Here is a 14,730-nt window from a genome sequence, read left to right as displayed (position 1 = left end):
CCCCTTCCGGCGCGATTCCACGCCGCGATATGGTGAACTGATTCCTCAGGTGAGGTTGCTCCGCGCCCGGCGTTTTCCGGGTTCGGGACCGGCAGAATACGCCGGACGGGACCGCTCGATCGAGCGCCCCGGCGGCACCTCGTCGGCGGTGCGTCGGCGACTCGTGAAGGCGGTGGGGACATGGGGGTCGAAAGGGCGGTGCGTGGCCTGACACGCGCCGGCACGCTCTGCGTGGTCTTCGCCTGCGCGCCCGATGCGGCGATGGCGCAGGATATCGGAACACCGACCGGGCGGCCGTTGATGCACGCCATGCCCGCTCACAACGTCACCGTGCTCGCCGTCGTCATTGGGCTCATCGTCTTCGCCACGATCCTGTCGCTGCTGTACCTGCACGAGCGCTCCGGCTGGAGCCGCCGCGAGCGGGGCCTGCAGGCGGCGCTCGCGGACTTGCAGGGTGCGCATGACAGGGCCGAACTGCTGCTCCATGCGGACAGCCAGGTCATCGTCTCGTGGGCCGGACGCGGCGAACCCATGATCGAGGGCGATGCCGGCTTCGCTCTCGACGGCACCCCGCTCGGGGCCGTCGCGGGCGGCCTCGGCGGCACTCGCCGGATCCTCGCCTTCGGCAGCTGGCTGACACCGGGGGACGCGACGGCCCTCGAGGACGAGATCGACTCCCTGCGCCGGCGCGGCGCCGGGTTCCGCCGCACGCTGCGAACGCCTTCGGGCCGCTTCGTCGAGGCACAGGGTCAGGCGGTGAGCGGCCGGGCGTTGCTGCGCCTTCGCGAGACCACCGGCGAGCACCGCGCGCTGATCGAGGCCCGCGCCGGCATCGAGGCCGCGGCCGACGAGATCCTCGCCCTTCACAGCCTGCTCGACGCGATCCCGCAGCCGGTCTGGCACCGCGACCGCGGCGGCGCGCTGGCCTTCGTCAACACGGCCTACGTTTCCGCCGTCGAGGGCGGCAGCCGCGACGGCGTCCTGCGCGCCGGCACCGAACTGCTCGACAGGAGCGCCAGAGATCGCGTGGCACGCGAGGAGACCGGCCTCAACGGTTCGCCGCAGGCCCTGCGCCTGTCGGGCGTGGTCGCGGGAGCGCGGCGCATTCTCGACGTCAGCGAGAGCACGGCCGAAGGCGGCCGGGTCGGCATTGCCGTGGACGTCACCGATCTCGAGAGCGTGAAGGCCGACCACCAGCGCCAGATGGCGGCCCATGTCCGCACCCTCGACCAGTTGCCGACGGCCGTGGCGATGTTCGACCAGGGCCAGCGCCTGATCTTCCACAACGCCGCCTACCAGAAGCTCTGGGACCTCGACACGGCCTTCCTCGACAGCCGGCCGCTCGACGGCGAGATTCTCGATCGGCTCCGGGTCATGCGCAAGCTCCCCGAGCAGGCCGACTTCCGCAGCTGGAAGGCCGAGGTCCTCGCCGCCTACCGCGCCGTCGAGGCGACGGACGGCCCCTGGTACCTGCCCGACGGCCGCACGCTCAACGTCGTCGCCGACCCCAACCCGCAGGGTGGCCTGACCTACCTGTTCCAGGACCTCTCCGAAAACCTGAAGCTCGAATCCCGCTATTCGGCGGCGATGAAGGAGCAGGCCGAGACCCTCGACACCCTCAAGGAGCCGGTGGCGCTGTTCGGTGCCGACGGCCGGCTGCGCCTCGCCAACCAGGCCTTCCAGGCGGTCTGGCGGATCAACGAAGCGAGCGTGAAGGACCATCCGCGCATCGATGCGGTGATCGCGGCCTGCCGCACGATCTCGCCGGACCCGGAACCGTGGATGGACATCCGCGGGATGGTCACGGGCCTGAGCGAGACGCGCTCCGACCTGTCCTGCCGTCTCGAGGTGCTGGACGGCAGCGTGCTCGACTGTACCGCCCGGCCGCTCAACGCAGGCGCGACCCTGCTGACCTTCATCGACGTGACGGCCAGCGTGAACGTCGAGCGCGCGCTGACCGAGAAGAACGATGCCCTGGAGCGCGCCGCGCAGCTGCGCGACACCTTCGTCCACCACGTCTCCTACGAGCTGCGCTCGCCGCTCACCAACATCATCGGCTTCACCGAGCTGTTGGGCGACGAGACGGTGGGCGCCCTCAACGAGCGCCAGCGCGAGTACTCGGACCACATCAAGGGCTCGTCCTCGGCGCTGCTCGCCATCATCAACGACATCCTCGACCTCGCCTCCATCGACGCGCATTCGCTGGCCCTGCAGCGCGAGACCGTCGACGTGCGCTCGACCATCGAGGCGGCGGCGCGCGGCGTCGAGGACCGGCTGAAGGAGTCGAGCATCGCCCTCGATCTCGACGTGCCCGGCAATGTCGGCAGCTTCCCCGCGGACGCCAAACGCATCCGGCAGATCCTGTTCAACCTGCTCTCCAATGCCGTGGGCTTCTCGAAGGCGGGCCAGCGCGTGCGGGTCGAGGCCCGGCGAACCGCGGAGGAACTCGTGCTCAAGGTGGTCGACCACGGCCGCGGCATCCCGCAGGACGTGATCACGCGGGTCTTCGAGCGGTTCGAGAGCCACACCCTCGGCACCAAGCATCGCGGCGTCGGACTCGGCCTCTCGATCGTTCGGTCCTTCGTCGAGCTGCATGGCGGCCGGGTCACGATCGAGTCGGCGCTCGGAGCCGGCACCAGCGTCACCTGCAGCTTTCCGCTGGAGACGGCGGACGGCAACCGCGAAGCCGCGGAGTAGCGGCGGCAGCCCCGTCCGGCGGGATGCGGGCGGGACAATCCGGAAGGGTTCGTGCCGGGGGCTCACGGAACGCGGAGTTTTCGGTTTAAGGTAACGACCAGAAACGTTTGATCCTCGCGCATGGCCGATCCACGCGAGGATCCGGGGGCGGAGGAGATCGCGGTGAACGAGGATCGGGAGACCATCCACGACGAGGCGGAGCCGGGCGACGAGGCGGAGGCCGTGAACGAGGCCGCCGAGCAGAAACCGTGGGAGATCGTGCTGCCGGAAGAGGGCGCCACCGAAGATCTCGGGGCCTTCCTCGCCGGCATGCTCGTGCCCGGCGACCTCGTCGCTTTGTCGGGCGGCCTCGGCGGCGGCAAGACCGTGCTCGCCCGCGCGATGGTCCGCGAACTGACCGGCGACCCCGATCTCGAGGTGCCGAGTCCGACCTTCACGCTGATGCAGCCTTATGACGGCAAGTCCCGCGACGGGCAGCCCGGCCCGGCCATCGTGCATGCCGACCTCTACCGCCTGCGCGGGCCGGACGAGCTGATCGAGCTCGGCTTCGACGAGATCACCGGGACGGCGATCACCCTGGTGGAGTGGCCGGAGCGGATGGAGCCATGCGCCACGCCGATCCTCACGGTGGAGCTGTCGCTGCGTCCCGAGTTCGGTGAGGGCTCGCGCTTCGTGCGCATCGATGGCCTCAACGGCATGCGCGCGCGCCTCGACCGGGCCCGCGCCATCCGCGCGCTGCTCGGGCGCAGCGGCTGGGACGAGGCCGAGCGCCATTTCATGCAGGGCGACGCCTCGGCGCGGGCCTATGAGCGCCTGGTGAAGCCGGACGGCGCCAACGCCGTGCTGATGATCTCCCCTGCCCGCTCCGACGGGCCGCCGGTGCGGGACGGCAAGCCGTACAGCGCCATCGTCAAGCTCGCCGAAAACGTCGACGCCTTCGTCGCCATGGATCGGGGGCTGCGGGCTCTCGGCTTCTCGGCCCCGAAGATCTACGCCGAGGATCGGGCGCAGGGTCTGCTCATCATCGAGGATCTCGGCCGAGAGCCGGTGATCGAGAACGGCGCACCGCGTCCCGAGCGCTACACGGAGGCCGTGCGGCTGCTCGCCAGGCTCCATGCCACGGAGCTGCCGGGCGTGCTGCCGGTGGCCGACGGCATCGACCACGCGCTGCCGCATTACGACCTCGAAGCCCTTCTGTTCGAGGCCGAACTGCTGCCCGAGTGGTATACCGTTCATAAGGGCACGCATCTCGACGCGGCCGCCCGCGCCGAGTTCGTGGCGGTCTGGACCGAGGCCCTCGGAGATCTGCTAACCGAGCCCACTACCTGGACCCTGCGCGACTATCATTCGCCGAACCTGATCTGGCTGCCCGATCGCGACGGGCTGGAGCGGGTCGGCGTGATCGACTTTCAGGACGCGGTGCTCGGCCATCCGGCCTACGACCTCGCCTCGCTGCTACAGGATGCCCGCGTCGACGCGAGCGCCGATTTCGAGCTGCGTCTGCTCGGCCTCTACATCCGCGAGCGCCGCGCCCGCGACCAAGACTTCGACATGCAGGCCTTCGCCCGCGCCTACGCGGTGCTGGCCGCGCAGCGCGCCACGAAGATCCTCGGCATCTTCGCACGGCTGGACAAGCGCGACGGCAAGCCGGGCTACCTCGCCCACCTGCCGCGGATCGAGGGCTATCTCGCCCGCAACCTCACGCATCCCGGCCTCGACCGGCTGCGGACCTGGCACGAGCGCCACCTGCCGAGCCTCGTCGCCAAGCCGCCGAACGGATGAGCCGGCCATGCAGCCGCGCCTGACGCTCGTCACCCTCGGCACCACCGACCTGCCGCGTGCCGTCCGCTTCTACGAGGCGCTCGGCTGGACCCGATCGGTGCGCGCCGCCGACGGCGTGGCCTTCTTCCAGCTCGGCGGCATGGCCCTCTCGCTGTTTCCCCGCGAAAACCTCGCGGCGGATGCGGGCGTGCCGGCCGAGGGCTCGGGCTTTCGCGGTTTTTCGCTGGCCTACAACACGGCGAGCAAGGACGAGACCGACGCCGTCCTCGCCCAGGCGGTCGAAGCCGGTGCGACCCTCGTGAAGCCGGCTCACGACGTCTTCTGGGGCGGCTATTCGGGGTACTTCGCCGATCCCGACGGCACCCTCTGGGAAGTGGCCTGGAACCCCGGCTTCTCCCTGTTGCCCGACGGCAGCATGGTGCTTCCGGACTGACGCGCAGCCCGCATCCCCGCTTGACGGACGGCGGCCCGTGAACACGATGCCGCTGCACGGCGGGTAGCCGGTGCCCACGAGAAAGCCGGCCGGTATGAGCGACGCCCCCGACCCGACCGCGATCACACGCGCCTTCGTCCTCGCGGCCGGCCTCGGCAAGCGCATGCGGCCGATCACCGCGACGGTGCCGAAACCCCTGGTCGAGGTCGCCGGCAAGGCGCTGATCGACCATGCCCTCGATCGGGCGGCGGAGGGCGGCATCACGGAGGCCGTCGTCAACATCCACTGGCTCGCCGACCAGATGGAAGGCCACCTCCTGCGCCGCACCGAGCTGCCCGCGATCACCATATCGGACGAGCGCGAGGCCCTGTTGGAGACCGGCGGCGGGGTGAAGAAGGCTCTGGCCCAGTTCGGCAGCGAACCCTTCGTGGTCTTCAACTCCGATTCGTTCTGGCTCGAAGGCCCCAAGCCCAACCTCTCCCGCCTGATCGCCGGCTGGAACGCGGAGGCGATGGACATGCTGCTCCTCGTCGCCCCCACCGCGACGAGCCTCGGCTATGACGGCGCCGGCGACTTCTTCATGGATTCCGGCAGCCGCCTCGCCTGGCGCGGCGAGCGCGAGGTCGCCCCCTTCATCTACGCGGGCGTCGCGATCCTGAAGCCCGAGCTTTTCGCGGACACACCGGATGGCTCGTTCTCCCTCACCACGCTGTTCGCCCGCGCGATCGAGCGCGAGCGCTGCTACGGCCTGCGCCTCGACGGTCAGTGGCTTCACGTCGGCACGCCCGAGGCGATCGCCGCTGCCGAGACGCGGGTGAAGGAGAGCGCGAGCGCGCCGTGAGGCAGCCGCCGCCCGATCGGTGATAGACAACGCGGGTCATGCACACGTCGCACATCTTCACCATCCCGCCCGGCGCGCCGTTCCTGCCGACGCTCGCCGATGCGCTCGTCTCCGGCCGGCTCGTCGGCGATGTCGGCGGCGATCCGATCGTGCTGGCCGCGGTGACGATCTACCTGCCGACGCAGCGGGCGGTGCCGGCACTCTCGGCGATCCTGTCCGAGCGGCTCGGCGGGGCGACGCTGCTGCCGCGAATGATCCCGCTCGGCGAGGCCGACGAGGCAGAGCTCGATCTCGCGGCGAGCCCGTTGCTGGAGACGGCCGCGCAGGCGCTGAACCCGGCGATGCCGGCGCTGGAGCGGCGGCTGATCCTGGCGCGTCTCGTGCAGCGATGGGGCAAGGCGGTCGACCGTGCCCTGCTCCAGATCAGCGACGACGTGCCGTTCCGCGTGCCGTCCTCGCCAGCCGACGCCGTCTGTCTCGCGGCCGATCTCGAACGCCTGATGGACGCGCTCACCGTCGAGGGCCTGCCCTGGGACGATATCGGTGCGGCGGTCGAGGTCGAGTACTCGCGCTATTTCGGTCTGACCCTCGACTTCCTGAAGATCGCCGCCGAGAGTTGGCCCGGCATCCTGGCGGAGCGTGGCCTGAGCGACCCGGTGGTGCGCTCGCGCCTGCTCGTGCTCGCCGAGGCCGACCGGCTGATCCGTGAAAGGCCGGCCGACCCGGTCATCGTCGCCGGCTCGACCGGCTCGGTCCCGGCGACGGCAAAACTCATCGCCGCCGTCGCCGGGCTGCCCCGCGGCGCCGTGGTGCTGCCGGGCCTCGACCAGACCCTCGACACGGACGGTTGGGACGCGATCGAGACGGAGGACGAGATCGCCCACGGCCATCCGCAGGCGATCCTGCACCGCCTGCTCGGGCCGTTCGGCCTGAACCGCGACCGCGCGGATGTGATCCCGCTCGGCACCCCCTCCCCCGAGGCGACGGCGCGGCAAGACATGCTCTCGCAGGCGCTGCGGCCGGCAGAGACCACCGATGCCTGGGCGCGGATCGAGCCGGCCGCGCGGATCGACACCGCCCGGCGCGGGCTCGACGGCATCGCCGTGGCCGAATGCCTCGACGAACGCGAGGAGGCGCTGGTGATCGCGCTGGCTTTGCGCGAGACGCTGGAAACGCCCGGCGCCACCGCCGCCCTCGTCACGCCCGACCGGACGCTGGCCATGCGGGTTTCCGCCGATCTGGCGCGCTGGGGCATCGCAGCGGAGGATTCGGCTGGTGCGAGCCTTGCCCGCGCCCCCGCCGGCCGCTTCGCCCGGCTCGTGGCGGAGCTCGCCGTAGACGTTGGGCCAGCGCGAGTCGTCGCCCTGCTCGCGCATCCCTTCGTGCGGCTCGGGCTGACGCGCGGCGACGTCGTGCGGGGCGCGGCCGCTCTGGAAATCGGAGCCCTGCGGGGCCCTGCGCCGCGTGATGGCTTCGACGGACTGCGCGAGGCGCTTCGAAGCAACCGCGCCGCCACCGGCCGCGTGCCGCGCGCACGCCGCCGCCTCCGGCCGGTCGACTGGGAACTGGCCGAAGCCGTCGTGGAACGACTCGAGAAGGCCTTCGCCGGTTTCGCCGGCGTCGCGGACGACGTCGGCAACCTCGTCGCCATCGGCGAGCACCACCGCGCGACCTGCGAAGAGCTGATGCGATGCGTGGCGGGCGACGCGGCCGGTGCGCCCGACGATCCCTCGCTCGACACGCTCGACGGGCTGTTCGACGATCTCGGCTTCGCGTCCGGCGAGGAGTTGCCCGGATACCCGCGCGACTACCCCGCCTTCTTCACCGCGCTCGCCCGCGAACGCACCATCATCGCAACGCCGCGGGCCGCGCATCCGCGCCTGCGCATCCTCGGACTTCTCGAAGCGCGGCTGCTCCATGTCGACCGCATCGTGCTCGGTGGGCTCGACGAGGGCGTCTGGCCGATGCGCACCACCACCGACGCCTTCCTCAACCGGCCGATGCGCATCCGTGTCGGCCTGAACCCGCCGGAGCGGCGCATCGGCCAGAGTGCGCACGACTTCATGCAGGCCCTCGGCTGCCACGACGCCGTGATCACCCGCGCGGCCAAGCGCGAGGGCACGCCGACGGTGCCCTCGCGCTTCCTGCAGCGGTTGGGGGCGTTTTCCGGTGGCGAGGCTTGGCAGGGCGCGATCACGGCCGGGCAGCGACTGCGCAGCTACGCCACCGCGCTCGACAGCAGCGGCGACGTCCGCACGCCGCGCCTGACGCGGCCGGCGCCGAAGCCGGACCCGGCGCTGTTTCCGCGCCGTCTCAGCGTCACGCGGATCGAGCGGCTTGTCCGCGACCCGTATTCGATCTTCGCCGAGTACGTACTGGGGCTGGAAGCGCTCGATCCCCTGGCCGTGCCGCCGGGCGCGAGCGAGCGCGGGACCCTCGTCCATGATATGATGGCGAAGTTCGTCGAGCATTTTCCGGATACGATCGCGGACCCGGCGCAGGCCGAGGCGCAGCTGAAGGCGCTCGCGACGACGGGCTTCGCCAGGATCCGGCAGGACCATCCCGCGCTCTATGCCGAGTGGTTCCCGCGTTTCGAGCGGATGGCCGCGAGCTTCCTCGCCTGGGAACGCGCGCGCCGGCCCGACATCGCGCAGATCCGGCCGGAGATCTCGGGCAAATGGGCGATCCCGCTCGGCTCCGAGACCTTCACCCTCTCGGGTCAGGCCGACCGGATCGAAGCGCGGCGCGACGGGACCTTCTGCATTATCGACTTCAAGACCGGCGTGCCGCCGAGCAACAAGACCGTGTTTGCCGGATTCTCGCCGCAGCTCACGCTGGAAGCCGCGATGCTGATGCACGGGGCCTTCGACGGGATGAAGGCGAACAGCGTGCCGGAGTTGCTCTACGTCCATGCTTCGGGCGGGCGCGAGCCGTTCCGGCCGGTCCCGGTGAAGCCGCCGCAGGGCGAGGCGCGCACCGTGGACGGGATCGTCGAGGAGCATGTCGCGCGGCTGCGCGGGCTGATCGCGCGCTTCCTCACCGGCGAGGCGGCCTATGTCTCGCGGCCCTACCCGCAATATGCGCGCGCCTACAACGAGTACGACCACCTCGCCCGCGTGCTGGAATGGTCGCTCGCCGGAGAGGAGCCATCAGGCCCGTCGTAGCCTGACGCCGCAGGCGGCCAGCACCGCGGCAAGCGTTCCGCCATAGGCGATGGCGCCCGCGGTGCCGAGCACGGCGAGCACCGCGATCTCGCGCAGATGCGGCAGCGCCGGCACGACGCCGTCGGCGAAGGGCAGTCCATAGACCGCGAGCAACGCCAGGACGATGCAGGCGATCGTCACGCCGAGCACGGTCACGCCGAGGGTTCGCCCCGGTGCAGTCCAGCCGCGCCTCAAGGCAAGGCCGTAGAGCAGCACGAGATTGATCCACTGGCCGACCGCCGTTGCCAGCGCCAGGCCGGTGACGCCGTAGGGGCCGGTGAGGACGAGCTTCAGCAGCACGTTGACGGCGATGCCGGTGAGCGAGGCGACGAGCGGCGTCACCGTGTCCTGGCGCGCGTAGAAGCTTGCCACGGCGCTGCGCACCAGCACCACCGCCGGCAGCGCGAGGCCGTAGGCGGCGAGCACGGAGGCCGAGCGCGCGGCGTCTTCCGCAGAGAAGGCGCCACGCTGGAACAAAGCGGCCATGATCAGCCCCGGCAGCGTCAGGAAGGCCACCGTGAACGGCGCCGACAGCGCCAGCGAGAACCCGGCCGCACGGTTCTGTGCCGCATGCGCGCCGACGGCATCTCCAGCAGCGAGCCGGCGGCTCATCTCGGGCAGCAGCACCGTGCCGGCCGCGATGGCGATGACACCGAAGGGCAGCTGGTAGAGCCTGTCCGCATAGTACAGCGCCGAGACCGCGCCGACGGGCAGAAAACTCGCGATGATGGTGTCGGCGAAGGAGGCGATCTGGAAGCCTGCCGAGCCGATCACGGCGGGCCCGAGCACCTTGAAGAACCGCCGCATGTCGGGATCGCGCAGGGTCGGGCGCGTCGGGCCGGGTGCGAAACCGCCCCGCCGGCAGGCCCACCAGACCAGCGCGAATTGCAGCACGCCGGAAACTGTCACGCCCCAGGCGGCGGCATAGGCGGCGTTCGGAAACAGGAAGGCCAGCGCCAGCGCGACCAGCATGGCGAGATTCAAGAGAACCGGCGCGCCGGCCGCCACGGCGAAGCGGCGATGCGCGTTCAGGACGCCGGAGAACAGCGTCACCAGCGTCATGAACAGCAGGTAGGGGAAAGTGATCCGCGTCAGCGACACGGCGAGGTCGAACCGGGTGGGATCGTCGGAAAAGCCTGGCGCCAGGGACCGCACCACCCACGGCATCGCCGGCCAGGCCAGCGCCAGCAGGAGCACCTGCACGATCAGCATCAGTGTGAACACGCGGTCGGCGAACGCTTTCGCAGCACCCGCCGCGCCGGCCTCTTCCAGCCGCGCATAGGCCGGGACGAAGGCGGTGTTGAAGGCGCCCTCGCCGAAGATCGCGCGAAAATGGTTCGGCAGGCGGAAGGCGACGACGAAGGCGTCGGCGATCGGTCCGGCACCCATGATCGCGGCCATGACCACGTCGCGGGCGAAGCCGGTGACCCGCGAAACCAGCGTCCAGCCGCCGACGGAGAGGATCGCGCGGATCATATTTTGCGACAGACGCTGGGCGAGAGGGAGGGTTCGGTGCGCACGTGCCGTCTCACCTTCACCGTCCTGGTTCCCAACACGGACCCTCATCTTGAGGTGGGTTGGTTGGACGAACCACCGCGTGCTAATCAGGCGAAGGTCTAAGCTCGGCAAGGCGCCGTGCGCAAGCCGAGCGATCCGCCGACAAAAACGAAAGAAGCCGCACCTCCGAAGAGGAGCGGCTTCATTGGCAACCCGCCGAAAAGTCGGAGAGGAGCCGGCTTACTTGGCTTCGCCGTAAAGCTTCTCGACGTATTCCCAGTTCACCAGGTTCTCGACGAAGGCCTTGAGGTAGTCGGGGCGGCGGTTGCGGTAGTCGATGTAGTAGGAGTGCTCCCAGACATCGACGCCGAGGATCGGCTTGGCGCCGTGGACGAGCGGGTTCTCGCCGTTCGGGGTCTTCTGGATGACGAGCTTGCCGTCCTTGACCGCGAGCCACGCCCAGCCGGAGCCGAACTGGCCGATGCCGGCTTGGATGAAGTCGGCCTTGAACTTCTCGTAGCCGCCGAGGTCCTCATCGATCTTCTTCGCGATCTCGGCCGGGGGCTGTCCGCCGCCGTTGGGCTTCAGCCAGTTCCAGAAATGGAGGTGGTTGAAGTGCTGCGCCGCGTTGTTGAACAACGGCTGGTTCGAGCCGTGCGATGCCTTGACGATCTCCTCGAGGCTCTTGCTTTCGAGTTCGCTGCCCTCGAGCAGCTTGTTGGCCGTGTCGACATAGGTCTTGTGGTGCTTGTCGTGGTGAAACTCGAGAGTCTCCTTCGACATGTACGGACCCAGCGCGTCGTAGGCGTAGGGAAGCTCGGGAAGGGTCAGGGTCATTCAGATCACTCCGTGTCGGTTGAGCCCCGGGGCGGAGAGCGGTCGGCGCGCATCGGATAGGCGCGCGGCCTCTCGGGGCGACGAATGTGTAGGTAAGTCACGCATCCGTCTCGGCAACGCCGCCATGCGGCATAAGCGTCGCGCCGCCCTCTCTCGGACGGACTGATGGCTGTGCGCAAGCGCACCGTTCGATTTTGAAAAAGCAGGTCAGGGCTTTATCGTCGCCGCAGTCATGCTGCGGCCGTCGCCGCCGTCGTATCCGAGTATCCCATGGTCATCGCGCTGTTCGCGCTCAGTCTCGTCATGATCGTCGGCGGCGCAGCCGCGGTGGTGCAGGGCTTCCCCTACGTCCGCCTCGAAAGCGGACTCGCCATGGTCATCGGCGGCACCACGGCCGCCTCGGCAGGTGCGGTACTGCTCGGCATCGCCGCCGCGATCCTGCAGATGAAGAGGCTCGCCGGCGCCCTCGGGCATCGCGGCGACGCGACGACCGGCGAGGTCGCGTTCGTCCCGCCCCCCGGCAAGGCCGGTCCGGCTCCCTCCGTCCCGGAGTTCCGGGCGCCGGCCTTCGAGGCGACCGCCCTTGTCGCCACCGAACCGGCGACGGCCACGGCCGGCGCGGCGGGTCTCGCGGGCATCAGCCTCGGCGGCATGCGCGATCTCCTCGGCAGCGGGGACGACCGCTCGACGGCCGATCTCCAGCAGGGCCGCTCCGTGGAGATCGAACCTCCGCTACCGAACCTGCTGCCCCCGGCCGCTTCCGGCGAGTCAATCTCGCCCGACGAAGACCTGTTCGCCTCGCCCGGCGATCGTCCCGGCCACGGCCCGAGGGCGGCGGCCGACGCGTTGCCGGAAAATCTTGCCGACGCATCGCCCGACGACGCGCGGGAGACCGATCCGGCCCAGGAGGAACTCGCTTTGAGGCCGTCCCTCGACGGGCCTTCCGCTTCCTCCGAACCCGAGGTCGAGCCCCCCGCAGTGGAACTACCGCCTGCCCCGCTCGAAGAGCCGGCAGAACAGGCGGACGAGCCGAAATCCGAAGCGCTGCAGGTCGTCGGCACCTACGCGTCGGGCGCCAACACCTATGTGATGTTCGCCAACGGCACGATCCAGGCGGACACGCCGCGCGGACAGTTCACCTTCCAGTCCCTCGACGAGCTGAAACAGTTCGTTGATTCCGGCGGCGAGACCAACGCGCGCGGAGCGGCCTGATAGACGGCGAAATCGGCCCATGCCGGTCGGCGCCTCTTCCCGGACGCCCCCAGGCATGAACGGAAGGCAATCCGCGCGATCCAGGGAGACAGAGGACCGCGTCAGTGCCTCGATATTGAGTCGCTGAGATTTCGATTTTTGGGCCGAGCCGGATCGTGGTCTGACGAAGGTCTAGGCTGAAGCCTTCGTCACACCAGCGGGTTGAGCGCCGCGTTTCGGGCCGGCAGCGGCGCCAGCATGGAGAGGCGAAATCCCTCGGGAGCGTATTCGCTGCGGACTTCGGCCTGGACCTGGGTGGTCAGCACCCGCTGCAGCAGACGGGAGCCGAAGCCCTGGCGCGACGGGACGGAGACCGGCGGCCCCTCGCTCTCGCACCACGCGAACTGCAGGATGCCGGCTTCGCCCCCGGGGACGATCGACCAGCTGACCGTGATGCGGCCCTGGCGGGTCGAGAGCGCGCCGTACTTGGCGGCGTTGGTGGTGAGCTCGTGGATCGCCATACCGATCGGCACCGCGATGTCCGAGGGCAGGTCGACCTCCGGGCCAATGAGGGAAACACGCGATTCGAGGCTGCCGTCCTCCTCGGTCTCGATGTAGGGCGTGAGCTCGTTCACCAGCAGGCCGTGCAGCTTCGCCGTCTGCCAGGTGTCCTCGGTGAGCACCGAATGCGTGTGCGACAGCGATTTGATGCGGCCGACGAAGGCCTCGTAGAAGCTATCGATGCTGCTTGCCGTCCGCGCCGTCGAGCCGACGATCGCCTGCACCGTCGCGAGCGTATTCTTCACGCGGTGATGCAGTTCGCGGATCAGCAGGGTCTGGCGCTCCTGAGCCTGGAGGCGGTCGGTGACGTCGGCCACGACCCCGATCAAGCGCCGCGGCAACCGATCGGGCTCGTCGCGTTCGAAGCGGCCGGCCATCTCGATGCTCCGCCATGCGCCGGTGCCGAAATGCCGGATCCGGCCCGAGACCTTCAGGATGCCGTCCTCGCGGAGCGCCTTGGTGATCGCGCGGCGGACATGGGGACGGTCCTCGGGGTGCAGGAAGCGGTTGAGGAACTCGCCCTTTCCGACGCCGCCCTCCTCCGCCCGGCGGCCGAAGATCTCGAACATGCGTTCGTTCTCCCAGACCGCAGCATCATCGAGCAGGTGCCATTCGAAGATGCCGAGCGACGCAAGGGACGTCGCGACGCGCAGGCGCTGCTCGCGCTCGCGCAGCAGCTTCTGCGCCTCGATGCGCCTGGTCACGTTGCGGACGATGCCGACCATGCCGGTGAGCGTGTCGTCGGCGCCGTAGGTCGGCGCGCCGCGCACACCCACCGCGACCTCCATGCCGTCGTTGCCGCGGGTGAAGCGGCTCTCGAACTCCCAGGGCTCACGTCGCGCGAGTGCCGCCGCCACGATTCCGTGGATGCGCTCGTGATCCTCGGAGACGAATCCCGTCTGCATCGTCGACCAGCGCGCCGAGCGGCCTGCGGGATAGCCTAGGATCCGGCCGGCGCGGCGCGAGAGCGAGACCTGTCCGCTGGTCGCCTCCCAGCGCCATTCGCCGAGGCCGGCGGCGACGAGGGCGTCGCGGTTCTGCTCGGCACGAACCAGTTCGTCCGCGTCCACCGGCTCGACCACGGCGACGAGGTCGGCATCGCCGCGGCCGTCATGGGGCGCAGGCGTGATGGTCAGGCGCAGATCGACGCCGTTACCGTCGGCACGGCGCCAGCGGCGGATGCCGGGCGCGAGCACCGGCGTGCGGTCGGTCAGGAGTGTGGTGACGGACGCGCCGGCAAGGCTGCCGGGCATGTAGCCGAGCAGGCGGCAGAGGAAAGGGTTGGCGTCGCGCAGGGTTCTCCCATCCGCGGCGATCAGCGCCAAGCCTATGGACGCTCCCGCGAAAACCGCCTCGTGCAGACCGGGGGCACGGAGGTCCGCCCCTCGGTCGTCCTCGCCGCTATTGTCCAAGACGCAACCTCGTTCGGCGGGCTTCCGACCGTGCCGTGGCGCGGAAGATGGGATGCTCGCAGGCCCTGTCCAGCGGGGCGGGCGCACCATGAACGCCGGGACGGGCCACGGCAAGGCTTCGCCCGCCGCGGCTCCAAGACCGACGGCCGCAAGCTCCGACTCTTCAAGCCGTCGGCAAGCGCGAATGCGCATCGCCGCGCGCAGTCGGATGTCTGCAGACTGTGCATACTTGTCTGCATGCGACGGCAGCTCGGAAGGCAGCGGACGGAAGGGCCA

Annotated in this window: 9 protein-coding genes; 6 read left to right on the top strand and 3 right to left on the bottom strand. The window is 70.0% G+C overall.

What is annotated here, in order from left to right; genetic code table 11:
- Positions 1–180: 180 nt before the first annotated feature.
- The 5 genes from FV217_RS11085 to addB all read left to right on the top strand — a co-directional run bounded on the left by FV217_RS11085 (position 181) and on the right by addB (position 8,917).
- Entirely contained in the window at positions 181–2,697 is a 2,517-nt protein-coding gene (locus FV217_RS11085; RefSeq protein WP_147817241.1) for a PAS domain-containing sensor histidine kinase, read from the top strand.
- 120 nt (positions 2,698–2,817) lie between these two features.
- Complete coding sequence (gene tsaE, locus FV217_RS11080) at positions 2,818–4,479, top strand: tRNA (adenosine(37)-N6)-threonylcarbamoyltransferase complex ATPase subunit type 1 TsaE (protein WP_147817240.1); 1,662 nt, start codon at positions 2,818–2,820, stop codon at positions 4,477–4,479.
- Between the two features lie 7 nt (positions 4,480–4,486).
- Positions 4,487–4,912, top strand: a complete 426-nt coding sequence (locus FV217_RS11075; RefSeq protein ID WP_147817239.1) for a VOC family protein — start codon at positions 4,487–4,489, stop codon at positions 4,910–4,912.
- Positions 4,913–5,006: 94 nt separating this feature from the next.
- Positions 5,007–5,753: a nucleotidyltransferase family protein gene (locus FV217_RS11070; RefSeq protein WP_147817238.1), complete on the top strand. Its 747-nt coding sequence runs from the start codon at positions 5,007–5,009 to the stop codon at positions 5,751–5,753.
- A 38-nt stretch (positions 5,754–5,791) separates the two neighbouring features.
- On the top strand, positions 5,792–8,917 hold the full coding sequence (gene addB, locus FV217_RS11065) for a double-strand break repair protein AddB (RefSeq protein ID WP_147817237.1): 3,126 nt from the start codon (positions 5,792–5,794) through the stop codon (positions 8,915–8,917).
- On the opposite strand, the gene murJ is transcribed toward addB, so the two are convergent.
- Positions 8,903–10,432 (bottom strand): murein biosynthesis integral membrane protein MurJ, encoded by a 1,530-nt coding sequence (murJ, locus tag FV217_RS11060; RefSeq protein WP_147817236.1) that lies wholly within the window; start codon positions 10,430–10,432, stop codon positions 8,903–8,905. The genes addB and murJ overlap by 15 nt on opposite strands.
- A gap of 261 nt (positions 10,433–10,693) precedes the next feature.
- Positions 10,694–11,290, bottom strand: coding sequence for a superoxide dismutase (locus FV217_RS11055; RefSeq protein WP_147817235.1), 597 nt, complete (start codon positions 11,288–11,290; stop codon positions 10,694–10,696).
- 270 nt (positions 11,291–11,560) lie between these two features.
- On the opposite strand from FV217_RS11055, the gene FV217_RS11050 reads away from it, so the two are divergent.
- A complete protein-coding gene (locus FV217_RS11050; RefSeq protein WP_147817234.1) occupies positions 11,561–12,502 on the top strand; it encodes a hypothetical protein in 942 nt (313 codons plus the stop codon).
- 188 nt (positions 12,503–12,690) lie between these two features.
- Here the strand turns inward: FV217_RS11050 and FV217_RS11045 are convergent, their stop codons facing one another.
- Positions 12,691–14,403, bottom strand: coding sequence for an HWE histidine kinase domain-containing protein (locus tag FV217_RS11045; protein ID WP_246682765.1), 1,713 nt, complete (start codon positions 14,401–14,403; stop codon positions 12,691–12,693).
- Between the last annotated feature and the right edge of the window lie 327 nt (positions 14,404–14,730).

Origin of the sequence: Methylobacterium sp. WL9, from assembly GCF_008040035.1 — a bacterium.
GTDB lineage: Bacteria > Pseudomonadota > Alphaproteobacteria > Rhizobiales > Beijerinckiaceae > Methylobacterium > Methylobacterium thuringiense.
The sequence above is the reverse complement of the archived record's forward strand: the minus strand, read 5'-3'. Positions and strand labels throughout refer to the sequence as shown.

Excerpts from the sequence above, each read along its gene's own strand:
- FV217_RS11085 (WP_147817241.1), top strand. The coding sequence starts at position 181 with ATGGGGGTCGAAAGGGCGGTGCGTGGCCTGACACGCGCCGGCACGCTC.
- tsaE (WP_147817240.1), top strand. The coding sequence starts at position 2,818 with ATGGCCGATCCACGCGAGGATCCGGGGGCGGAGGAGATCGCGGTGAAC.
- FV217_RS11075 (WP_147817239.1), top strand. The coding sequence starts at position 4,487 with ATGCAGCCGCGCCTGACGCTCGTCACCCTCGGCACCACCGACCTGCCG.
- FV217_RS11070 (WP_147817238.1), top strand. The coding sequence starts at position 5,007 with ATGAGCGACGCCCCCGACCCGACCGCGATCACACGCGCCTTCGTCCTC.
- addB (WP_147817237.1), top strand. The coding sequence starts at position 5,792 with ATGCACACGTCGCACATCTTCACCATCCCGCCCGGCGCGCCGTTCCTG.
- murJ (WP_147817236.1), bottom strand. The coding sequence starts at position 10,432 with ATGATCCGCGCGATCCTCTCCGTCGGCGGCTGGACGCTGGTTTCGCGG.
- FV217_RS11055 (WP_147817235.1), bottom strand. The coding sequence starts at position 11,290 with ATGACCCTGACCCTTCCCGAGCTTCCCTACGCCTACGACGCGCTGGGT.
- FV217_RS11050 (WP_147817234.1), top strand. The coding sequence starts at position 11,561 with ATGGTCATCGCGCTGTTCGCGCTCAGTCTCGTCATGATCGTCGGCGGC.